This is a genomic window from Inquilinus sp. (assembly GCF_039594555.1).
Taxonomy (GTDB): domain Bacteria; phylum Pseudomonadota; class Alphaproteobacteria; order DSM-16000; family Inquilinaceae; genus Inquilinus.
Genome location: NZ_JBCNNF010000077.1, coordinates 1 through 20,639 on the forward strand (window position 1 = coordinate 1; position 20,639 = coordinate 20,639).

Here is a 20,639-nt window from a genome sequence, read left to right on the forward strand (position 1 = left end):
GGGGGTTCTATCGGCTCGAGCCGGCCCCAGACTGTCGCAAACCGGCATGGGCGGCGAGTTCGGCGCCCTGCCCATTCGCGCGCGGACGCGCGCAGACCCCTCCCCCTGCCCCCCTCCCGCAAGGGGAGGGGGGACTTTAAAAAGCGCACTTCAACGATGTGTAGATGCCGTAGTCGGGGAGAGGGAGGGGCCCATTCGCGTCGGCGAATGGGAGGGTGAGGGGGAGAGCCGGCGCCTCACGCCACCGCGCGGGCCTCGGGGCGATGGCCGTAGAGGCGGGCGACGGCCCGGGCCCAGGGATCCGCCGGCCTGGGCGGCTGCGGCGGCACGAAGACGGGATAGCTGCGGAAGGCCAGGCGGCCATCCGCCGCGTCCGGAGCCTCCTCGCGCCACATCACCCAGCTGGTCAGCTCGACCGCGCCGTGCCGCCGCAGGCTGTCGCCGCGGACCAGCAGCACCCAGCGGCCGGAATCGTCGAAGAAGCCGTGGTCGATGGCGTCGATCCCGGCCCCGCCGGCGTCGCGCAGCGCCGCGGTCGAGGAATGCTTGAACGGCGGCGGCCGGGCCGGGTCGAAGCCGGACAGCACAAAATTGGTGCGGATGGCGACGGTGTCGCCGGCCCGGGCCTCGGCCCCGGCCGCGTCGGCGGCGACGGTGCCGCGCACCAGCACCAGGGCGTTGAACGGGGCCGGGCCCTGGACCGCGACCCGCACCACCGGCTGCAGCTCGGCCTCCGGCCCGTGGTCGTCGGCGCCGGCCGGCACGGCGGCCGGGCCGCGGAGGATCGGGTCCCTGGGATGGAGCATCTGCATGGCGGCGCCTCGCGAACCGGTGAAGCTCTTCCGATCCCGAAGCGAACCACGCGCCGGCCGCCGGCGTCGTCCTACGTTCGTAGGATGCCGGGCGAAAAATCCGCGGTCAGGGGGGCTGGCCGCGGTCGCGCCCCAGCAGCACGGCGACGGCCTGGGCCCGGTTGGCCGCGCCCAGCTTCTCGTACAGGTTGCGCAGGTGGAACTTGACCGTGTTGGGCGACAGGCCGAAGCGGCGGGCCAGCCCCTCATTGCTCAGCCCCTCGGCCAGCCGCTCCAGCAGCTCGCGCTCGCGCCCGGTCAGGCAGGCCAGCGGGTCGGCCGCCGCCGCCCGGCCGAGATCGAGGAACGGGAACATCATCCGGCCGCGCGCCACCTCCGCCACCACGTCCAGCAGGCGCTCCGGCGGCTCCGACTTGGACAGGAAGCCGGCGGCGCCCAGCTGCATCGCCAGCCGCGCCACGCCCAGGTCGGCGCCGGTGTAGACGACGATGCGGGGGGCCGGGGTTCGCTCCTTCAGGCCTTCCAGCACGGCGCGGCCGTCGCCATTGGCCATCACCCAGCCGATGATGCCGACATCGAACTCGAACCGCGCCACGGCGTCGAGGAAGCGCTCGCCGTCGCTGGCCGAGACCACCAGCTCGAACCGCCGGTCCTCGCCGAACAGCGACTGCAGGCCGCGCAGCACCAGCGGGTTCTTGTCGGCGAAGCCGATGCGGATCGGGTTCGCCTCGGCGCCGCCCAAAGCGGGGGTCAGGTCGGTCAGGGGCAGGGAGGGCCTGGTCATCCGGGGCTGCGGGCAAGGGGTGCTGGCCGATGCTATCGCGGCCGGCCCCCCGCTGTCCGTCGTCCTTGCGACCAAGGCGCCGGGGCAAAACGGCACGCCTGCCGGGTCTATTTGACGACGAAGGTGCCGCTCATGCCCTCGGCGGTGGTCTCCGGCGCGTGGAAGGTGAAGGTGCCGGGGCGGATCGGCACGAAGGTGATGGTGGCCTTGCCGGCATCGTCGAACTCGATCGAATCCAGCCCCAGCGGCCGGATCTCGATCTTGTTCACCACCACCTCGTTGATCCAGATGTTGCGGAAGAACTCGGGCGCGGCGATGCCCAGCTCGGCCGTACCGTCGGCCTCGATGGTCCAGCGATAATACTTGCCGGCCTCCAGCTCGTAGGGCTTCTGCGGGAAGGGCAGGCCGGAGGCCAGCTTCAGCGTCTCCAGCGTGGTCGGCCGCGTGGTCAGCCCGGCCTGGGCCGCGGCCGGTCCGGCGGCGCCGAGCGCCAGCAGCAGGGTGGCGGCGGCCGCCGCGATCGTCGGTGCGCGCATGGTGTCCTCCCGTCTCCGGCGGCCGGCGGCGCGACCGCCCCGGAAACCCGCCCGTTCGGGTGAGTATGGCGGCGGGCGCGGGGTAGGTCCGTTGTCCTTTGGTCCAAATGCGGGCGCTTCGCAATCGCTCGTGAAAAAATCTTTACAGCCGTCCGGCCGGATGACAGAAGAATTTTCATCCCGCCGCGCCACGGCTTTCCGATTCTTGCTTCCCGCCGCATGGACCAGGACCCGCCGCAGACCCTGACGAACCGCCTGGCGCAGAGCCTCGACGCGCTGTCGCCGGCGCATCGCCAGCTGGCGGATTTCGTCCTGCAGTACCCGTTCCGCGCCGCCACCATGGGGATCGAGGAGCTGGCCGGCGCGGCGCAGGTCTCGGTCGCCACCGCCAACCGCTTCGCCCACCGCCTCGGCTTCGGCGGCTTCCCCGAATTCCGGGCCGATCTGCTGCAGCAGTTCCAGCGTGCTTTGGCGCCGGTCGAGAAGCTGCGCACGGCGCAGCAGGGCGGCGATTCCGCCCGCGACCAGCTGCACCGCTCGCTCGACGCCGCCGCCGCCAATCTCGGCCAGGCGACGGCGCTGCTGACCGAGGAGGCCTGCGCCGACGCGGTCGAGCTGGTCCTGGCCGCGCGCCGGGTGGTGCCGCTCGGCCTCGGTATCAGCGCCGTCACCGCCCGCTTCCTGGCCGAGCTGCTGCAGCCCTACTGCCCGGCGGTCGAGCTGATGGACGGCAGCGGCGGCACCGAGCGCATGGTCCGCCAGCTGCTGCGCCTCGGCCCCGGCGACCTGCTGGTGCCGATCTCGGTGCCGCGCTATTCCCGCACCACCATCGACCTGCTGCGCCGGGCCAAGGCCCGTGGCCTGCGCGCTTTGGCCCTGACCGACGGCCCGGCCTCGCCTCTGGCGGCGGAGAGCGACGCTGCCCTGTTCGGCCCGGCCGAGCACGGCGTGCTGCACGGCTCCTCGATCGCCATCATGGCTCTTGCCGAAGCCCTGGCCGGCGCCGTCGCCCGCCGCCGCGGCACCATCTCGGACGCGGCCGAGCTGACCGAGCAGATCATGCCCTTCCTCCTGGTCGACGACGGCCCCGCGCGCCGTCCCCGTCCTCCAGCCCCCAAACCTTCTGAAGCGGAACGCCGACGATGACCCTCGCTTATTGGAACGGGACCTGGCAGCCGCTCGCCGAGGTCACCGTCTCGCCGCTCGACCGCGGTTACCTGTTCGCCGACGGCGTGTACGAGGTGGTGGCGGTCTATGACGGCCGGATCTTCGAGCTCGACGCCCATCTCGACCGGCTGGCCCGCAGCCTCGCCGCCGTCCGGATCGACCCCGGCCTCGACCGCGCCGCCCTGGCCGCGGTGTTCGAGCGGCTGGCCGCCGATGCGCCGCGCCCGGCCGCGACCATCTACATGCAGGTCACCCGCGGCGCCCCGGCCCAGCGCAGCCACGCCTTCCCGGCCGGCGCCCGGGCCAGCATCCTGGCCTTCGCCGGCGCGCTGAAGCGCCTGGGCCGGGCGCAGCAGGAGGAGGGCTTCGCCCTGGTCTCGGCGCCCGACATCCGCTGGCTGCGCTGCGACATCAAGTCGATCGCGCTGCTGCCCTCCGTCCTCGCCGCCCAGAACGCGGCCGAGGCCGGGGTGCTGGAGACGGTGATGCTGCGCGACGGCCTGGTCAGCGAATGCGCCGCCAGCAACGTCTTCGTGGTCAAGGACGGCCGGGTGGCGACGCCGGCCGCCGACCACCGCATCCTCGACGGCATCAACCGGCGGATCGCGATCCGGCTGGCCGAGGAACTGGGCCTCGCGGTCGAGCAGCGCGACGTGACGGAGGCCGAGCTGCGCGCCGCCGACGAGATCTGGATCACCAGCACCACCAAGGAGCTGGCGCCGATCGTGCGGCTGGACGGCGCCGCGGTCGGCACCGGCCGGCCCGGCCCGGTGTGGCGCCGGGTGCGCGACGCGTTCGACCGCTTGGTCGGGCAGCCGGCATGACCGCTGGGGCCACTGCACCGCTGATCGAGGTCGACGGGCTGACGGTCCAGTTCCCGACCGATGACGGCACCGTCACCGCGGTCGAGGATCTGAGCTTCGCCATCGCGCCGGGCGAGACGGTGGCGGTGGTCGGCGAAAGCGGCTCCGGCAAGTCGGTGACCTCGCTCAGCCTGATCCGGCTGGTCGACTATGGCGGCGGGAAGATCGCCCGCGGCTCGGTGCGCTTCCGCGGCCGCGACGGCACGGTGCGCGACCTGGCCAAGGCCCCGGCCGGGGCGCTGCGTGCGCTGCGCGGCAACGAGATCGCGATGATCTTCCAGGAGCCGATGACGTCGCTGAACCCGGTCTTCACCATCGGCGACCAGATCGCCGAGGCGGTGATGCTGCACCAGGGCAAGGACGCCAAGGCGGCCCGGGCCGAGGCGCTGAGCATGCTGGAGCGGGTGCGGATCCCGGAGGCCAGGCGGATGCTCGACCGCCACCCGCACCAGCTGTCGGGCGGCATGCGCCAGCGGGTGATGATCGCCATGGCCCTGTCCTGCCGGCCCAGCCTGCTGATCGCCGACGAGCCGACGACGGCGTTGGATGTCACCATCCAGGCCCAGATCCTGCGGCTGATCCGCCGGCTGCAGGGCGAGATGGGCATGGCGGTGATGTTCATCACCCACGACATGGGCGTGGTGGCCGAGGTCGCCGACCGGGTCGTGGTCATGTATCAGGGCCGCAAGGTGGAGGAGGGGCCGACCGAGCGGATCTTCGCGGCGCCGCAGCACCCCTACACCAAGGCGCTGCTGTCGGCGGTGCCGAAGCTGGGCAGCCTGCAGGGCCAGCCGCTGCCGGCCCGCTTCCCGCTGGTCCGGGTCGACGGGTCGAAGGAGCCGCCGCCGGCGCCGCAGGACACGGTGCGCGCCGGCAGCCCGCTCTTGGAGGTCGACCAGCTCTCGACCCGCTTCGACGTGCGCCGCGGCGTGTTCGGCCGGCTGGTCGCCCGCGTCCATGCGGTGGAGCAGGTCAGCTTCGGCCTGCAGCCGGGCGAGACCCTGGCGCTGGTCGGCGAGAGCGGCTGCGGCAAGTCCACGACCGGCCGCACCATCATGCAGCTGCTGGAGCCCTCCGCCGGATCGATCCGCTTCGAGGGCCGGGCCCTGGCCCAGATGAAGGCGGAGGAGCGGCGCCGGCTGCGGCAGAAGATCCAGTACGTCTTCCAGGACCCCTTCGCCTCGCTGAACCCGCGGCTGACCGTCGGCTTCTCGATCGCCGAGCCGCTCTTGACTCACGGCCTCGCCAAGGGCCGGGCGGTGGAGCAGCGCGTCGCCGACCTGCTGACCCAGGTCGGCCTCAAGCCGGAGCATGCCCGGCGCTATCCGCACGAGTTCAGCGGCGGCCAGCGCCAGCGCATCTGCATCGCCCGGGCCCTGGCGTCGGAGCCGCGGCTGATCATCGCCGACGAGGCGGTGGCGGCGCTCGACGTCTCGATCCAGGCGCAGGTGGTGAACCTGCTGATGGAACTGCAGGCGCGGCACGGCCTGTCCTACCTGTTCATCTCGCACGACATGGCGGTGGTGGAGCGGGTCAGCCACCGCGTCGCGGTGATGTATCTCGGCCAGATCGTCGAGATCGGGCCGCGCCAGGCGGTGTTCGAGAGCCCGCAGCATCCCTATACCCGCCGGCTGATGGCGGCGGTGCCGGTGGCGGACCCGACCCGGCGCAACCGCGACACCAGCCTGATCGAGGGTGAGATCCCGAGCCCGATCCGGCCTCTGGGCGACGAGCCGCTGGTGCGGCCGCTGGAGCCCGTCGGGCCGGGCCATTTCGTCGCCCGCCACCGCGTCGGCGACTTCGGCTGAACCCGAACCAAACCAAAAGGGGAGAGCAATGAGAGACTGGAGACGGACCCTGATCGGCTGCGCCGCCGCGGCGCTGCTGGCGTTGCCGGGCGCGGCCCTGGCCAAGACCCTGGTGATCGGCATCCAGGAGAACCTGACGGGGCTGGACCCGTCCAACGTCAACGAGACCTCGGCCCAGTCGGCGTCGCGCCTGTTCTACCAGGGGCTCTACGGCTTCGACCGGGACATGAAGCTGGTGCCGCTGCTGGCCGAAAGCTACACGGTCAGCGACGACGCCAAGCAATACGTCTTCAAGCTGCGTCAGGGCGTGAAGTTCCAGGACGGCACCGACTTCAACGCCCAGGCGGTGAAGATCAGCCTGGAGCGGCTGGCCAACCCCGAGAACAAGCTGAAGCGCCAGTCGCTGCTGTCGATGCTGGACCATGTCGAGGTGGTCGACGACCACACCGTCAAGGTGCTGCTGAAGGAGCCGTTCGGCGCCCTGGTCAACACCCTGGCCCATCCCGGCACCATGATCATCAGCCCGGCGGCGCTGGAGAAGTACGGCAAGGACATCGGCCGCAACCCGGTCGGCACCGGCCCGTTCAGCTTCAAGTCCTGGTCGGCCGACACGCTCGAGGCGGTGCGCAACGACGGCTACTGGAAGGGCGCGCCGAAGGTCGATGGCGTCACCATCCGCAGCGTGCCGGAGAATGGCAGCCGCGTTGCCATGCTGCAGGCGGGCGAGGCCCAGTTCATCACCCCGGTGCCGCCGGAGATGGTGAAGGTGGTGCGGGCCAATGCGAACCTGTCGGTCGATGAGCGGCCGTCGATCGTCAACTGGTACGTGGCGCTGAACACCCGCAAGAAGCCGTTCGACGACGTCCGCGTGCGCCAGGCGCTGAACTACGCGGTCGACCGCACCGCCTTCTGCAAGGTGGTGCTGAGCGGCTTCTGTGAGCCGGCGGATGCGCCGATGCCGCCGAGCCTGAAGTTCTACGCCAAGCAGGGGGTCTGGCCGTTCGACCCGGCCAAGGGCAAGGCGCTGCTGGCCGAGGCCGGCTATGCCGACGGCTTCGAGGCCGTGCTGTGGTCCGGCAACAGCACCACCTCGGTCCGCGCCACCCAGTTCCTGCAGCAGCAGCTGGCCCAGATCGGGGTCAAGGCCCAGGTGACACCGCTCGAATCCGGCGTGCTGTCGCAGAAGATCTGGAGCGTGCAGACGCCGGAGGAGGCGACGGTGCAGATGTACTATGGCGGCTGGTCGTCCTCGACCGGCGACGCCGACTGGGCGCTGCGGCCGCTGCTGTGGGGCAAGGGTTTCCCGCCGAAGCTGTTCAACGTCGCCTACTACTCGAACCCCGAGGTCGATCAGGCGCTGGAGGCGGCGGTGGCCACGGCCGACGAGGGCAAGCGGGCCGAGGCCTATGCCAAGGTGCAGGCCCAGGTCTGGCAGGACGCGCCGTGGATCGACATCGCGGTCGAGCATGTGCTGAGCGCCCAGGCAAAGGACCTGTCCGGCGTCTTCGTCCTGCCCGACCGCGGCTTCGTAGTCGAGGATCCGGCGTTCCAGTAAGCCTCAGGCGCCCGCCCTTCGGTCCTGCCGGGGGGCGGGCGCCGTCCGGAGCCCCCATGCTGAACTATCTGATCCGGCGCCTGCTCGGCATCGTCCCGGTCATGGCGGTGATCGCCGTCCTGGTCTTCAGCTTCGTCCACATGCTGCCCGGCGATCCGGCGCGGTTGGTGGCGGGGCCGGACGCGACCGCCGAGGACGTCGCACTGGTGCGGTCCGATCTCGGCCTCGACAAGCCGCTGCACCAGCAGTTCCTGACCTTCATCAGCCACATCGTGCAGGGCGATTTCGGCACCTCGCTGAAGACCCGCCGGCCGGTGGCGGAGGAGATCGGCGAGCGGCTGATGCCGACCGTCTGGCTCAGCGTCGTCAGCATGGTCTGGGCGGTGATCGCCGGCCTGCTGATCGGCGTGCTGTCCGCGGTCAAGCGCGGCCGCTGGCAGGACTATGGCGGCATGGTCCTGGCCGTCTCCGGCATCTCCTTCCCGCCCTTCTGGCTCGGCCTCCTGATGATCGGCGTGTTCTCGGTCGATCTCGGCTGGCTGCCGACCGGCGGCTACGGCACCTGGCAGCATTTCGTCATGCCGTCGATCGCGCTGGGCCTGACTGTGGCGGCGGTGATGGCGCGCTTCACCCGCTCCGCCTTCATCGAGATCTTCCGCGAAGACTATGTCCGCACCGCCCGCGCCAAGGGCGTGTTCGAGCGCTCGGTGGTGTGGAAGCACACGCTGCGCAACGCGCTGATCCCGGTCATCACCATGGTCGGGCTGCAGTTCGGCTTCCTGCTCGGCGGGTCGATCGTGGTCGAGACCGTGTTCACCTGGCCCGGCCTCGGCCGCCTGCTGGTCGACAGCGTCTCCTTCCGCGACTACCCGGTGATCCAGGCCGAGATCCTGCTGTTCTCGATCGAGTTCATCCTGATCAACCTGGCCGTCGACGTGCTGTACGCCTTCGCCAATCCGGAGATCCGCTACCGATGAGCGCCGTTACCGCCCCCGTCGCGTCGGCCGGCGCCGAGAAGGTGCGCTCGCCCTGGCGTGAGTTCTGGCGCCGCTTCCGCCGGCAGAAGGTCGGCGTCATCGCCGGGCTGTTCCTGGCGGCGCTGGTGCTGATGGCAATCCTGGCGCCCTGGATCGCGCCATACGACCTCGCCGCGCCCGACTATGAGCGGGTGCTGGAAGGCCCGTCCTGGGCCCATCTCGCCGGCACCGACGCGTATGGCCGCGACATCTTCAGCCGCATCGTCTTCGGCGCCCGCATCTCGCTGGCCGTCGGATTCCTGTCGGTGACGCTGGGCGGCGTCGCCGGCATCCTGCTGGGCCTGGTCAGCGGCTTCTACGGCGGCTGGGCCGATGGCCTGGTGATGCGCTTCTGCGACGTGCTGCTGGCCTTCCCAGGCATCATCCTGGCGATTGGCGTCATCGCCGTGCTAGGCCCCGGCATCGACAACGTGATCTACGCGGTCGCCGTGTTCAGCGTCCCGGTCTTCGCCCGGCTGGTGCGGGGCAGCACGCTGGCGATCAAGCAGACCGTCTATGTCGACGCGGCCCGGGCGATCGGCGTGCGCCACCGCCTGCTGATGCTGCGGCACATCCTGCCCGGCACGCTGCCCAGCGTGATCGTCTACTTCTCGATGCGTATCGGCACCTCGATCCTGACGGCGGCCGCCTTGAGCTTCATCGGCCTCGGCGCCCAGCCGCCCAGCCCGGAATGGGGGGCGATGCTGGCCGACGGCCGCAGCTATATTGGCGTCGCCGACCACATCACCCTCTTCCCCGGCATCGCCATCTTCGTCACGGTGCTGGCCTTCAACCTGCTCGGCGACGGCCTGCGCGATGCGCTGGACCCGAAGCTGAAGACGTAAAGGGAGGCATCGGTGACGGCCCGTCTCGCCCGCGATTTCGGCCTGGTCTGCGGCACGCTGCCGACCGGGGAGCTCAATGAGATCACCGACGTGCCGGGGGTGCGGGTCGGCCACCTGACGCTGCATGTCGGCGAGGTGCTGACCGGCGTCACCGCCATCCTGCCGCATGCCGGCAACCTGTTCCGCAGCAAGGCCCGCGCTGCGGTCGAGGTGATCAACGGCTTCGGCAAGAGCACCGGCCTGATGCAGGTGGCGGAGCTGGGGACGGTCGAGACGCCGATCCTCTTGACCAACACCTTCGCGGTCGGCACCTGCGCCACGGCGTTGGTCCGCGCGGCGATCGCGGCCAACCCCGACATCGGCCGCGAGACCGGCACCGTCAACCCGGTGGTGCTGGAGTGCAATGACGGCTTCCTGTCCGACATCCAGGCCCTGGCGGTGACCGAGACCGACGCGCTGGAGGCGGTCGCCGCCACCACCGACGGTCGGGTCGGGCAGGGCTCGGTCGGCGCCGGCACGGGGATGAGCAGCTTCGGCTTCAAGGGCGGCATCGGCACCGCCTCGCGCCGGGTCAAGTTCGACCGCGACCATTTCCATCTCGGCGTGCTGGTGCTGGCGAATTTCGGCCGGGCCGGCGACCTTGTGCTGCCCGACGGCCGCCGCCCGGCGCCGCCGTCGGAACCGGCGCCCGAGAAGGGCTCGGTGATCGTGATCCTGGCGACCGACGTGCCGCTGGAGCATCGCCAGCTGCACCGTGTGACCAAGCGCTGCGGCGCCGGGCTGGCGCGGCTCGGCGCCTTCTGGGGTCATGGCAGCGGCGACATCGCGCTCGGCTTCACCACCGCCGATCCGGTGGAGCACGACCAGAAGCGGGACTTGGTCCTGATCCGGGCGCTCAACGAGGCGCGCATCGACCGGCTGTTCCAGGCCGCGGCGGAAGCGACGCAGGAGGCGGTGCTGAACGCGCTCTGCGCCGCCGGCCCCGCCGTCGGGCGCCTGGGCCACAGCCGGCCATCGCTCGCGGATTGGCTGGAGGCGGAGGAACGCAAATGAGGATCTACATCTCGTCCGACATCGAGGGCGTGACCGGCGTGGTGACGCCGCAGCAGGGCCAGCCGGGCAATGGCGAATATGAGCGCGCCCGCCGGCTGATGACCGAGGAGGTCAACGCTGCGATCGAAGGCGCGCTGGAGGGCGGCGCCACCGAGATCCTGGTCAATGACGCCCACGGCCCGATGACAAATCTGCTGCCGGAGCTGCTGCATCCGGCGGCGGAGCTGATCCAGGGCAAGCCGAAGCCGCTCAACATGTTCTGCGGGCTGGATGCCGGCCATGCGGCGGTGTTCTGCCTCGGCTACCACGCCCGGGCGTCGGAGCAGGGCGTGCTGGCGCACACCACCAACGGCTTCGCCTTCCGCGCGGTGCGGCTGAACGGCCAAGCGCTGGGCGAGGCCGGGATCTACGGCGCCTATGCCGGCAGCCTGGGCGTGCCGGTGGCGATGGTCTCGGGCGACGACCGCTGCGTCGCCGAGCTGCGCGCGCATTTCCCCGAGGCCGAGTTCGTCCAGACCAAGCAGGCGCTGGGCAACCGCGCCGCCCGGTCGCTGCCGCTGCTGGCCGCCCGCGCCGCCCTGCGCGAAGGCGCGGCCCGCGCCGTCCGCCGTGCGGGGTCGATCCCGCCCTTCCGCATCGACGGGCCGTACACGCTGGAGCTGGAGATGGGCAGCCCGGCCCTGGCCGACCTTGCTGCCACATTGCCACCGGCCGAGCGGCGCGACGGCGTCACCATCGCCCTGCCGGCCGGCAGTGTCGCCGACGCGGTCCGCTGGATGAATTCGGTCTCCGCAATGACCGCCTTCCTTCGTTGACCCCGAGGCTTCCATGACCAACGCATCCCGCGCCGTCCTGGTGATCCATGGCGGCGCCGGCACCATCCGCCGCGAGTCGCTGACGCCGGAGCAGGAGGACGCCTATCACCAGGGCCTGCGCACCGCGCTCCGCAACGGCCATCTGGTCCTGGCGGCCGGCGGCTCGGCGCTCGACGCCGTCACCGCCGCGGTGATGGCGTTGGAGGAGGACCCGCTGTTCAACGCCGGCCGCGGCGCCGTCTTCACCAGCGCCGGCGAGAACGAGATGGACGCGTCGGTGATGGACGGGCGCGACCGCCGCGCCGGCGCCGTCGCCGGCATCTGCGGCCCGCGCCATCCGGTCCTCGCCGCCCGCGCGGTGATGGAGCGGACCGAGCATGTGCTGCTGGCCGGAGAGGGGGCGCGCCGCTTCTGCCGCGAGGCCGGGCTGGAGCATATGGATCCGTCCTGGTTCCGCACCGAGCGGCGCTGGCAGGCGCTGCAGCAGGAGCTGGAGCGCCGCCGCCAGGCCCTGCCGGATGACGGCGACCCGGCGCGCAGGCACGGCACGGTCGGCGCCGTGGCCTGCGACGCCGCCGGCAACCTCGCCGCCGCCACCTCGACCGGCGGCATGACCGGCAAGACCCCGGGCCGGGTCGGCGACAGCCCGGTGATCGGCGCCGGCACCTGGGCCGACAACGCCACCTGCGCCGTCTCCGGCACCGGTCATGGCGAGATCTTCATCCGCTACGCCGCCGGGCACGAGATCGACGCCCGCATGCGCTGGGCCGGCCAGGGGCTGGCGCAGGCGGCGGAGGATGTGGTGCAGGCGCTCCTCGCCCCGGCCGGCGGCTCCGGCGGGCTGATCGCGGTCGACGCCCGGGGCAACGTCGCGCTGCCCTTCAACTGCGAGGGCATGTATCGCGGCGTGGTCGGCGCCGACGGTGTGCTGCGCACCGCGATCCATCGCGAGGATTTCCGCACCGAGGCGGTCTAGGCTGGCGGTCTGCGGCGGCGAGTCGCCGTGAATGGGAGGACAGGATGACGGTCGATACGGGCAAGAGGCTGACGGCGCTGCGGGCGAAGATGCGGGAGGTGGGCGTCGATCTCGTCGCGCTCGGGCCCGGCTCGCACATGCAATGGGCAGCCGGCTTCCACCCGCATGCCGATGAGCGGCCCTGCCTGCTGCTGATCGGGCCGGAGCGCGAGGCGTTCCTGATGCCGGTGCTGAACGCCGAGGGCTCGCGCGAAGAGACGGCGATCACCTTCCACACCTGGGACGATGCCGTCGGGCCGGACGCGGCGCTGGCGGCCGCCCTGGCCGATGTAGGCGCCGCCCAGGCCGGGCATGTCGTGCTGGACGAGACGATGCGGGCGGATTTCGCCCTGCTGCTGCTCGGCGTCCTGCCGGGCGCGCGGCACAGCTTCACCGACAGCACCATCGGCGCCCTGCGCATGCGCAAGGATGCGGCCGAGTTCGCCAAGCTGAAGATGAATGCCGGCATCGCCGACCGCGCCATCCAGGCCGCCTTCGCCGCAGCCCGGCCGGGCATGACCGAGCTGGAGCTGGCGGCGGTGATCAAGGACCATTTCAGCTCGGAAGGCGCGGCGCCGCAGTTCTGGATCGTCGGCAGCGGCGGCAACGGCGCCTTCCCGCACCACCAGACCGGCGGGCGTCGGCTGGAGGAGGGCGACGCCGTGGTGGTCGACATCGGCGGCCGCAAGGCCGGCTTCCCCAGCGACATCACCCGCATGGTGGCGATCGGCCGCCCGCCGGAGGGCTACGGCCAGATCCACACCATCGTCGAGAAGGCGGTGCAGGCGGCGCTGAAGGCGGCGAAGCCGGGCGTGATGGCGAAGGAGGTCGACGCCGCGGCCCGCAAGGTCATCACCGATGCCGGCTATGGCGAATATTTCGTCCACCGCACCGGCCACGGCATGGGCATCGACGGCCACGAGCCGCCCTACATTACCGCCACCTCCGAGACGGTGCTGGAGGAGGGCATGGTGTTCTCGATCGAGCCGGGCATCTACATCCCGGGCCGTTTCGGCATCCGGCTGGAGGAGATCGTGATCCTGCGCGAGGACGGGCCGGAGATCCTGTCCACCCTGCCGCGCGACCTGCACGTGGTGCAGGTGTAGCGGGCCGAGCGCTTCCCTTTCCCGTGGAAGGGGAAGCGCCGCTCGGGACTAAAGCTCCTTCGCCACCGTCTCGACTGCGCCGGCCACGGCCTTGACCACGGTATCGGCCTCGTCCCGGGTCAGGCACAGCGGCGGGGCGAAGCCCAGGATGTCGCCCTGCGGCAAGGCGCGGGTGATGACGCCGCGGGCCAGCGTCGCCGCATAGATCCGCGGGCCGACCTTCAGCGCCGGGTCGAAGAACACGCGGTCGTCCTTGTCGGCCACGAACTCGACCGCCGCCGCCAGGCCCTCGCCGCGGACCTCGCCGACGAAGCGGTGGCCGGCCAGGGCGTCGGTCAGCGCCTGCTTGAAATAGGCGCCGGTCTCTTTCGCGTTCTCTACCAGCCCCAGGCTGTCGACCAGCTCCAGATTGGCGATCGCCGCGGCGGTGCACAGCGGGTGCGAGGAATAGGTCCAGCCATGGCCGATGGCGCCGAGCGCGTCGGACCCCTTCTCCAGACCCTTCCACATCTTCTCCGACACGATCACGCCGGACAGGGGGGCGTAGGCCGAGGTCAGGCCCTTGGCGATGGTGATCAGGTCCGGCTTGATGCCGTAATGCTCCGACCCGAACATCGACCCCAGCCGGCCGAAGCCGGTGATCACCTCGTCGGCGATCAGCAGCACGTCGTATTTGGCCAGGACCGCCTGGATCTTCTCCCAGTACCCGGCCGGCGGCGGCACCAGCCCGCCGGTGCCCAGGATCGGCTCGCCGATGAAGGCGGCCACCGTCTCCGGCCCCTCGGCCAGGATCAGCTCCTCAAGCCGGTCGGCGCAGTGTTGCGAGAACTGCTCCTCGCTCAGCGACCGGTCCTCGCGGCGATAGTAATAGGGCGCGTCGGTGTGCAGCACCTGGGCCAGCGGAAGGTCGAAGGCCTTGTGGAACAGCTCCAGCCCGGTGAGGCTGCCGGTCATCAGGCCGGAGCCGTGATAGCCGCGCCAGCGCGAGATGATCTTCTTCTTCTCCGGCCGGCCCAGGACGTTGTTGTAGTACCAGACAAGCTTGACGTTGGTCTCGTTGGCGTCGGACCCGCCGAGGCCGAAGAACACCCGCGACATGCCGGTGGGCGCCCGGTCGATGATCATCTTGGCCAGGCGGATCGACGGCTCGCTGCCGTGGCCGACATAGGCGTGGTAGTAGGCCAGCTCATGCGCCTGGGCGGCGATCGCGTCGGCGATCTCTCGCCGGCCGTAGCCGACATTGACGCAGTACAGCCCGGCGAAGGCGTCCAGACTGCGCTTGCCGTCGCGGTCGGTGATGTAGACGCCCTCGCCGCCGGTGATGATCCGGTTCGGCGTCTCGCCCCGCGCATGGGCCGCCATATGGGTCGACGGGTGGAAGAAATGGTCGCGATCCCAGGCGTCGAGTTCGTTGCCGCGAAGGGCCATCGGGGTTCTCCTTGAACGAAAGGGCATCGTTTACGCCGTCGAGCCCGCCAAAACCGTCATTGCGAGGAGGCGAAGCCGACGAAGCAATCCAGGGGCCACGCCAAACGGCCCTGGATTGCTTCGCTGCGCTCGCAATGACGATTCTTCACGGGCTCAGGCCGCATTCAGGTCCAGGCATAGGTACTTCAGCTCGGTGAAGGCCTCGATGCCGTGGCGCGAGCCTTCGCGGCCGAGGCCGGACTGCTTGGTGCCGCCGAACGGGATCGGGGCGCCGGTGATCTTCACCCGGTTGACCGCGACCATGCCGTAGTCGAGGGCGCGGCCCAGCCGCAGCACGCGGCCGGCATCGCGGGTGACGGCATAGGCCATCAGCCCGTATTCCGTGTCGTTGGCGCGGGCGATGACCTCGTCCTCGCCGTCGAAGGCGGTGACGGCGGCGACCGGGGCGAAGGTCTCCTCGCGCATGATCGCGGCGTCGTCCGGCACGTCGGCCAGCACGGTCGGGGCGAAGAACAGCGGTCCGGCGGGATGGATGCCGCCGCCGGCCAGGCAGCGGGCGCCGCGGGCCATGGCGTCCTGGACATGCTCCGCCGCCTTGACCACGGCGCGGCCATGCATCAGCGGGCCGATCTCGGTCTCGGGGTCGAGGCCGTTGCCGACCTTCAGCGCCGCCACCCGCCTGGCGAAGGCCTCGCAGAAGGCGGCGTAGACCGGCCGTTCGACATAGATCCGGTTGGCGGCCAGGCAGTCCTGGCCCGAGGTGGCGAATTTCGCGTCGATCGCGATCGTCACGGCGCGGTCCAGATCGGCGTCGGCGAAGACGATCAGCGGGGCGTGGCCGCCCAGTTCCAGCTGCAGCCGCTTGATCGTCGGGGCGCAGCGCTCGGCGATCAGCCGGCCGATCTCGGTCGACCCAGTGAAGCTGACCGCCCGCACCCGCCTGTCGGCGCAGATCCGGCCGACGATCGGCTCGGGGTCGCCGGTGACGATGTTCAGCACGCCGGCCGGGATGCCCGCTCGCTCCGCCAGCTCGGCCAGGGCCAGGGCCGACAGCGGGGTCTGCGACGACGGATGCGCCACCACGGTGCAGCCGGCGGCCAGCGCGGCCGCGGCCTTGCGGGTCAGCATGGCGCAGGGGAAGTTCCAGGGCGTGGCGATGCCGACGACGCCCAGCGGCTCGCGCCGCACCATCATCTCGGTGCCGGGCAGGTGGCTGGTGACGGATTCGACGTTGAGGCGCTTGGCCTCCTCGGCAAACCATTCGACGAAGCCGGCGCCGTAATCGATCTCGCCTCGGGATTCGGCCAGCGGCTTGCCCTGCTCCAGCGTCATCAGCAGGGCCAGGTCCTCCTTCGCCGCCAGGACCCGGTCGAACCAGTTGCGCAGCTTCGCCGCCCGCTCCTGCGGCAGCAGCGCCCGCCAGGCCGGGAAGGCGGCCTGGGCGGCGGCGATGGCGCGGTCGGCCTCGGCCGCGCCCAGCCGGGCGACGCGGGCTACGGTGATGCCGGTGGCGGGGTCGTCGACCTCGAACACCGCGCCATTGGCGGCGGCGGTCCAGCGGCCATCGATATAGGCCAGCTCGCGCAGCAGCCGGCGGTCGGTCAGGCGGCCGAGCGCCTCATGCTGGCTGGGGCGGGTGGCGAGGGCGGTCATGGGCTGGGCCTCCGTCAAGGGCGAGGCCGCCAGGGTAGGGGGAGGGCGGGGGAGAAGGGGGCTGTTTGCCGGCTGGCGGGGAGACCAAGTCTCTCGCGGAGGGTGACGGGAGGAGAGAGTTTCTCCTTCGCAAGACCGGCCACCCCCTCACCCGAAATCGCTGTGCGATTTCGACCTCTCCCCAAGGAGAGGTGAAGGAGGGGCGCCCTGTTTCCCTCTCCTCGGGGAGAGGGAGGGGCCCATTCGCGTTGGCGAATGGGAGGGTGAGGGGGATAGCCGGCGCCTAAGCCCCGCCCGTCCCCGCCAGCACCTCGACCGGCACCGTCGCGTCGTCCTTCACGACGCGGGTGACGATGTAGGTGAAGTAGCGGTCGATGCCGATCTCCTCCTCCAGCAGCCGGTCGATCAGCCGCTGATAGGCGTCGATGTCGCGCGCCACCACCTTCAGCAGATAGTCGATGCCGCCGCCCAGCGACCAGCAGGCCACCACCTCCGGCACCGCCTTCATCGCCCGCTCGAACCGGTCGAAATCGGCTTGGCGATGGGCGCCCAGCGTGATCTCGACGAACACGGTGGCGAAGGGCGCGATCCGGCGCAGCGCCAGCCGGGCGTGATAGCCGGAGATCACGCCCTCGCGCTGCAGCCGGTGCAGCCGGGTCCAGCAGGGCGTCGGCGACAGCCCGACCTTCTCGGCCAGGGCCAGCTTGGTGATGCGCCCGTCGCGCTGGATCTCGGCCAGGATGCGCAGGTCGATCGGGTCGAGCTTGACGGTGGACATGCCCTGACCATGCCGGGGGGAGATTCACCCCGTCAATGGAGCTGATCCCGGATCGCGGTTGGCCGATGCTCCGGCAGGGGCCATATCGATGGTGGAAGCCATCCGGAGTTCCGCCGCCGTGCAGCCCGACCTGTTCGGCCCGCCGCCGCTCGCCGGCCTGTCGACGGCCGAGGATATCGTCATGCCGGAGGAGGAAGCCCGGCTGGAAGCGGCGATCGATGCTGCGCAGCTGTCGCCCTTCCGTTACCAGGGCTGGGAAGGCCGGCGCCTGACCGCCACCTTCGGCTGGCGCTATGATTTCGAGGACGGCAGCTTCCGGCCGGCCGAGCCGATCCCCGACTGGCTGCTGCCGCTGCGGGACAGGGCCGCCCGCTTCGCCGGGCTGGGGCCGGCGGAGCTGGCCCAGGCCCTCCTGATCCGCTACGACCCCGGCGCCGGCATCGGCTGGCACAAGGACCGGCCGGTGTTCGAGCATGTCGTCGGCGTGTCGCTCGGCGCCGCCGCGACCCTGCGCTTCGGCCGCCGCCGGGCGGAGGGCGGCTTCGACCGCCGGTCGCTGCCGCTGGCGCCGCGCTCCGCCTACCACCTCTCCGGCGAGGCCCGACATGGCTGGGAGCACTCGATCCCGGAGATGGAAGCGACGCGCTGGTCGGTCACGTTTCGCAGCCTGTCCGGCCGCGGCACGGGACGGCGCTGACGGACAGCACCAGCGTGCAAGACCGGGACGGGGCGGGCCGCTAGCCTCGCGGCATGGACACCTCCCTCGCCGATCCCGGGCTGTGGCGCCCGCTGACGGCGCTGCTCCTGGCCTCCGCCGTGGTCATGGGCAGCCCTGGCCCGTCCACCATCAGCCTCACCGCGGTCGGCGCTTCCTTCGGCGTCCGCCGGTCGTTGCCCTATGCCGCTGGGCTGATCGCCGGCACCATCGCCGTGCTGCTGGCGGTGGCCGCCGGGCTGGTGGCGCTGGTCACCGCGATCCCGCACGGGCCCCTGGTGCTGGGCGTGCTATCGGCTGCCTACATCCTCTTTCTCGCCTGGAAGATCGCCACCGCCCCGCCGCTCGGCGGGCGGGACGAGACGGCGCGGGCGCCGGGCGTCGCTGGCGGCTTCGGGCTGGCGGTCGCCAACCCCAAGGCCTATCTCGCCATCGGTGCGATCTTCGCCGGCAGCACCGTGATCGCCGGCGACAGCGTCCTGGACGCGGCGGTGAAGGTCGCGCTGCTCAGCCTGATGATCGTGCTGATCCACGCGGCCTGGCTGCTGGCCGGCGTGTCGCTGTCGCGCTGGCTGCGCGACCCGGTCGCCGCGCGTGCGATCAACCTGGCGATGGCCGTGGCGCTGGTGGCCGTGACGGCGGCGGCCTTTATCTAACGCCGAGGGTCCAGCAGGTCGCGCAGCCCGTCGCCGAACAGGTTGAAGCCCAGCACGGAATAGGTGATGGCCAGTCCCGGGAACAGCGACAACCAGATGTTGACGCCCAGGAAGTTGCGGCCGTCGCTCATCATCGCGCCCCATTCCGGCGTCGGCGGCTGGGCGCCGAGGCCGAGGAAGGACAGGCTGGCGGCGGTCAGCACCACGGTGCCTGCGGTCAGCGTCGCCTGCACGATGATCGGCCCCAGCGCGTTGCGCAGGATGTGCTGGAACAGGATGCGCCAGAGGCCGGCGCCCAGCGCCCGCGCCGCCTCGGTGTACTCCACCTGCTTCAGCGCCAGGGCCAGGTTGCGCGACAGCCGGCCATAGACCGGGATCGAGAACACGGCGATGCCGATCATCAGGTTGACCAGGCTGGTGCCGAGGATGCTGACGATCAGGATCGACAGCACGATGCCCGGGAAGGCGAACAGGATGTCCATGAACCAGATGATCACCTGGTCGACCTTGCCGCCCGAATAGCCGGCCAACAGGCCCAGCGGGATGCCGGCGGCCAGCGCGATGCCGACGCCCAGCACGATCTCCAGCAGCGACAGCCGGGCGCCGTAGACGATGCGCGAGAACAGGTCGCGGCCGTATTGGTCGGTGCCGAAGAAGTGCTCGGCCGAAGGCGGCCGCAGCGCCGTGGCCAGCGACTGCTGGGTCGGGTCGTGGGTGGCGATCAGCGGCGCCAGCAGGCCGGCCAGCACCAGCAGCAGCACCATGGCGCCGCCGATCGTCAGGTTCTTGTGCCGGCGCAGGATGCGGCCCAGCCGCTTCGCCCGGGACGGGGCGGCCGGAAGGTCGTCGCTGTCGGCGATGCTGGTCATGGTCCTAGTCGAAGCGGATGCGGGGGTTGATGGCGGCGATCAGCAGGTCGGCCAGGAAGTTCACCACCACCACCGCGGTCACGGTCAGCAGGGTGACGCCCTGGATGATCGGGTAGTCGCGATAGCGCACCGCGTCGACCAGCAGGCGGCCGATGCCGGGCCAGTTGAAGACCGATTCGGTGACCACGGCGCCGCCCAGCAGGCCGCCGAAGTTCAGCCCGACGATGGTGACGATCGGGATCAGCGCGTTGCGCAGCGCGTGCTTGCGGTAGATCACCCGGCTGCCCAGCCCCTTGGCGCGGGCGGTGCGGATATAGTCCTGGCCGATCACCTCCAGCATGCTCGACCGGGTCATGCGGGCGATCAGCGCGGCGGGCAGCAGGCCCAGCGCGATCGACGGCATGACGTAGTTCTGCCAGCCGCCGGCGCCCAGCAGCGGCAGCCATTTCAGCTGCACCGCGAACAGGTTCATCATCATCAGGGCCAGCCAGAAATTGGCCACCGAGGCGCCGCCGATGGCGGCGATCATCACCGCCTGGTCGGGCCAGTGGTTGCGGTAGACCGCGGCCAGCATGCCGGCGGCCACCCCGACCAGGATGGCGATGGCGTAGCTGACCACGGCCAGCCACAGCGTGTTCGGGAAGCGCTCGGCGATCTCGTCGATCACTGGCTTCTTCGACTTGATCGACTCGCCGAAATCGCCGTGCGCGGCCTGGCTCAGGAACAGCCCGTACTGCACCAGGAAGGGCTGGTCGAGGCCGAGCCGGGTGCGCATGCCGTCGACCGCGTCCTGGGTCGCCTGCGGCCCGGCCATGATCCGCGCCGGGTCGCCCGGCAGCATGCGCACGGCCCCGAAGATCAGGAACGAGACGCCGAGCAGGATCAGCGGCAGCGCCACCAGCTTGCGGGTGAGATAGGCCTTCATGCGGCGGACGCCGCCCAAGCCCACCAAGTCCCCCCTCCCCTCGCGGGAGGGGGGTAGGGGGAGGGGGTTCTCGACATCGGCGCCGGCGCGGCAGGCATCGGCTCAGACGGCGAAAACCCCCTCCCCCTAGCCCCCTCCCGCGAGGGGAGGGGGGACTCGGATGGAGCGACGGAGGGGGTGAGCTTCATGCTTCGACTCAAGCCTTCGTCGCGCGGGCCGGGACGATCTGGCCGCCGGGCT

At 71.1% G+C, this 20,639-nt stretch carries 20 protein-coding genes; 12 read left to right on the plus strand and 8 right to left on the minus strand.

Annotated features, from left to right (window positions below; genetic code table 11):
• Positions 1 to 236: 236 nt before the first annotated feature.
• The 3 genes from ABDW35_RS10940 to ABDW35_RS10950 form a co-directional block, all read right to left on the minus strand.
• Positions 237 to 812 (minus strand): hypothetical protein, encoded by a 576-nt coding sequence (locus ABDW35_RS10940; RefSeq protein ID WP_343713899.1) that lies wholly within the window; start codon positions 810 to 812, stop codon positions 237 to 239.
• Between the two features lie 106 nt (positions 813 to 918).
• Complete coding sequence (locus ABDW35_RS10945; protein WP_343713900.1) at positions 919 to 1,596, minus strand: response regulator transcription factor; 678 nt, start codon at positions 1,594 to 1,596, stop codon at positions 919 to 921.
• Positions 1,597 to 1,703: 107 nt separating this feature from the next.
• Positions 1,704 to 2,132, minus strand: a complete 429-nt coding sequence (locus tag ABDW35_RS10950) for a hypothetical protein (RefSeq protein WP_343713901.1) — start codon at positions 2,130 to 2,132, stop codon at positions 1,704 to 1,706.
• 219 nt (positions 2,133 to 2,351) lie between these two features.
• Between ABDW35_RS10950 and ABDW35_RS10955 the strand changes: the two genes are divergently transcribed.
• The 10 genes from ABDW35_RS10955 to ABDW35_RS11000 are packed head-to-tail and all read left to right on the plus strand — an operon-like array spanning position 2,352 to position 13,375.
• A complete protein-coding gene (locus tag ABDW35_RS10955) occupies positions 2,352 to 3,278 on the plus strand; it encodes a MurR/RpiR family transcriptional regulator (RefSeq protein ID WP_343713902.1) in 927 nt (308 codons plus the stop codon).
• The gene (locus ABDW35_RS10960; protein ID WP_343713903.1) at positions 3,275 to 4,123 is read left to right on the plus strand and encodes a D-amino acid aminotransferase; all 849 of its coding nucleotides are present in this window, start codon (positions 3,275 to 3,277) and stop codon (positions 4,121 to 4,123) included. The genes ABDW35_RS10955 and ABDW35_RS10960 overlap by 4 nt, the downstream gene beginning before the upstream one ends.
• Positions 4,120 to 5,970: a dipeptide ABC transporter ATP-binding protein gene (locus ABDW35_RS10965; protein ID WP_343713904.1), complete on the plus strand. Its 1,851-nt coding sequence runs from the start codon at positions 4,120 to 4,122 to the stop codon at positions 5,968 to 5,970. The genes ABDW35_RS10960 and ABDW35_RS10965 overlap by 4 nt, the downstream gene beginning before the upstream one ends.
• A gap of 28 nt (positions 5,971 to 5,998) precedes the next feature.
• Entirely contained in the window at positions 5,999 to 7,525 is a 1,527-nt protein-coding gene (locus tag ABDW35_RS10970) for a glutathione ABC transporter substrate-binding protein (protein WP_343713905.1), read from the plus strand.
• 56 nt (positions 7,526 to 7,581) lie between these two features.
• Complete coding sequence (gene gsiC, locus ABDW35_RS10975) at positions 7,582 to 8,502, plus strand: glutathione ABC transporter permease GsiC (RefSeq protein WP_343713906.1); 921 nt, start codon at positions 7,582 to 7,584, stop codon at positions 8,500 to 8,502.
• On the plus strand, positions 8,499 to 9,386 hold the full coding sequence (locus ABDW35_RS10980; protein WP_343713907.1) for an ABC transporter permease subunit: 888 nt from the start codon (positions 8,499 to 8,501) through the stop codon (positions 9,384 to 9,386). Before gsiC ends, ABDW35_RS10980 begins: the two co-directional genes overlap by 4 nt.
• 12 nt (positions 9,387 to 9,398) lie before the next feature.
• Entirely contained in the window at positions 9,399 to 10,439 is a 1,041-nt protein-coding gene (locus tag ABDW35_RS10985; RefSeq protein WP_343713908.1) for a P1 family peptidase, read from the plus strand.
• The gene (locus ABDW35_RS10990; RefSeq protein ID WP_343713909.1) at positions 10,436 to 11,254 is read left to right on the plus strand and encodes a M55 family metallopeptidase; all 819 of its coding nucleotides are present in this window, start codon (positions 10,436 to 10,438) and stop codon (positions 11,252 to 11,254) included. Before ABDW35_RS10985 ends, ABDW35_RS10990 begins: the two co-directional genes overlap by 4 nt.
• A gap of 13 nt (positions 11,255 to 11,267) precedes the next feature.
• Positions 11,268 to 12,230, plus strand: coding sequence for an isoaspartyl peptidase/L-asparaginase (locus tag ABDW35_RS10995; protein WP_343713910.1), 963 nt, complete (start codon positions 11,268 to 11,270; stop codon positions 12,228 to 12,230).
• A 44-nt stretch (positions 12,231 to 12,274) separates the two neighbouring features.
• A complete protein-coding gene (locus tag ABDW35_RS11000) occupies positions 12,275 to 13,375 on the plus strand; it encodes a M24 family metallopeptidase (protein WP_343713911.1) in 1,101 nt (366 codons plus the stop codon).
• 48 nt (positions 13,376 to 13,423) lie between these two features.
• Here ABDW35_RS11000 and ABDW35_RS11005 read toward each other — a convergent pair whose 3' ends face one another.
• From ABDW35_RS11005 to ABDW35_RS11015, 3 genes are all read right to left on the minus strand, one after another.
• On the minus strand, positions 13,424 to 14,803 hold the full coding sequence (locus ABDW35_RS11005; RefSeq protein ID WP_343713912.1) for an aspartate aminotransferase family protein: 1,380 nt from the start codon (positions 14,801 to 14,803) through the stop codon (positions 13,424 to 13,426).
• A gap of 153 nt (positions 14,804 to 14,956) precedes the next feature.
• The gene (locus ABDW35_RS11010) at positions 14,957 to 16,456 is read right to left on the minus strand and encodes an NAD-dependent succinate-semialdehyde dehydrogenase (RefSeq protein WP_343713913.1); all 1,500 of its coding nucleotides are present in this window, start codon (positions 16,454 to 16,456) and stop codon (positions 14,957 to 14,959) included.
• A gap of 283 nt (positions 16,457 to 16,739) precedes the next feature.
• The gene (locus ABDW35_RS11015; protein WP_343713914.1) at positions 16,740 to 17,234 is read right to left on the minus strand and encodes an Lrp/AsnC family transcriptional regulator; all 495 of its coding nucleotides are present in this window, start codon (positions 17,232 to 17,234) and stop codon (positions 16,740 to 16,742) included.
• A gap of 88 nt (positions 17,235 to 17,322) precedes the next feature.
• Between ABDW35_RS11015 and ABDW35_RS11020 the strand changes: the two genes are divergently transcribed.
• On the plus strand, positions 17,323 to 17,931 hold the full coding sequence (locus ABDW35_RS11020; RefSeq protein WP_343713915.1) for an alpha-ketoglutarate-dependent dioxygenase AlkB: 609 nt from the start codon (positions 17,323 to 17,325) through the stop codon (positions 17,929 to 17,931).
• 53 nt (positions 17,932 to 17,984) lie between these two features.
• Positions 17,985 to 18,605 carry a LysE family translocator gene (locus ABDW35_RS11025; RefSeq protein ID WP_343713916.1) on the plus strand — a complete coding sequence of 207 codons (621 nt, stop codon included), beginning with the start codon at positions 17,985 to 17,987 and terminating at the stop codon, positions 18,603 to 18,605.
• Here the strand turns inward: ABDW35_RS11025 and ABDW35_RS11030 are convergent.
• Complete coding sequence (locus tag ABDW35_RS11030) at positions 18,602 to 19,474, minus strand: ABC transporter permease (protein WP_343713917.1); 873 nt, start codon at positions 19,472 to 19,474, stop codon at positions 18,602 to 18,604. The two genes, ABDW35_RS11025 and ABDW35_RS11030, sit on opposite strands and share 4 nt — an antisense overlap.
• Positions 19,475 to 19,478: 4 nt before the next feature.
• Complete coding sequence (locus ABDW35_RS11035; RefSeq protein WP_343713918.1) at positions 19,479 to 20,423, minus strand: ABC transporter permease; 945 nt, start codon at positions 20,421 to 20,423, stop codon at positions 19,479 to 19,481.
• Between the last annotated feature and the right edge of the window lie 216 nt (positions 20,424 to 20,639).

Bases quoted from the DNA above. Each gene is read 5' to 3' on its own strand.
- ABDW35_RS10995 (WP_343713910.1), top strand. From the start codon at position 11,268: ATGACCAACGCATCCCGCGCCGTCCTGGTGATCCATGGCGGCGCCGGC.
- ABDW35_RS11010 (WP_343713913.1), bottom strand. From the start codon at position 16,456: ATGACCGCCCTCGCCACCCGCCCCAGCCAGCATGAGGCGCTCGGCCGC.
- ABDW35_RS10965 (WP_343713904.1), top strand. From the start codon at position 4,120: ATGACCGCTGGGGCCACTGCACCGCTGATCGAGGTCGACGGGCTGACG.
- ABDW35_RS10940 (WP_343713899.1), bottom strand. From the start codon at position 812: ATGCAGATGCTCCATCCCAGGGACCCGATCCTCCGCGGCCCGGCCGCC.
- ABDW35_RS11025 (WP_343713916.1), top strand. From the start codon at position 17,985: ATGGACACCTCCCTCGCCGATCCCGGGCTGTGGCGCCCGCTGACGGCG.
- ABDW35_RS10960 (WP_343713903.1), top strand. From the start codon at position 3,275: ATGACCCTCGCTTATTGGAACGGGACCTGGCAGCCGCTCGCCGAGGTC.
- ABDW35_RS10945 (WP_343713900.1), bottom strand. From the start codon at position 1,596: ATGACCAGGCCCTCCCTGCCCCTGACCGACCTGACCCCCGCTTTGGGC.
- ABDW35_RS11005 (WP_343713912.1), bottom strand. From the start codon at position 14,803: ATGGCCCTTCGCGGCAACGAACTCGACGCCTGGGATCGCGACCATTTC.
- ABDW35_RS10950 (WP_343713901.1), bottom strand. From the start codon at position 2,132: ATGCGCGCACCGACGATCGCGGCGGCCGCCGCCACCCTGCTGCTGGCG.
- ABDW35_RS10990 (WP_343713909.1), top strand. From the start codon at position 10,436: ATGAGGATCTACATCTCGTCCGACATCGAGGGCGTGACCGGCGTGGTG.
- ABDW35_RS11015 (WP_343713914.1), bottom strand. From the start codon at position 17,234: ATGTCCACCGTCAAGCTCGACCCGATCGACCTGCGCATCCTGGCCGAG.
- ABDW35_RS11020 (WP_343713915.1), top strand. From the start codon at position 17,323: ATGGTGGAAGCCATCCGGAGTTCCGCCGCCGTGCAGCCCGACCTGTTC.
- ABDW35_RS10970 (WP_343713905.1), top strand. From the start codon at position 5,999: ATGAGAGACTGGAGACGGACCCTGATCGGCTGCGCCGCCGCGGCGCTG.
- ABDW35_RS10955 (WP_343713902.1), top strand. From the start codon at position 2,352: ATGGACCAGGACCCGCCGCAGACCCTGACGAACCGCCTGGCGCAGAGC.
- ABDW35_RS10980 (WP_343713907.1), top strand. From the start codon at position 8,499: ATGAGCGCCGTTACCGCCCCCGTCGCGTCGGCCGGCGCCGAGAAGGTG.
- gsiC (WP_343713906.1), top strand. From the start codon at position 7,582: ATGCTGAACTATCTGATCCGGCGCCTGCTCGGCATCGTCCCGGTCATG.
- ABDW35_RS11030 (WP_343713917.1), bottom strand. From the start codon at position 19,474: ATGACCAGCATCGCCGACAGCGACGACCTTCCGGCCGCCCCGTCCCGG.
- ABDW35_RS11000 (WP_343713911.1), top strand. From the start codon at position 12,275: ATGACGGTCGATACGGGCAAGAGGCTGACGGCGCTGCGGGCGAAGATG.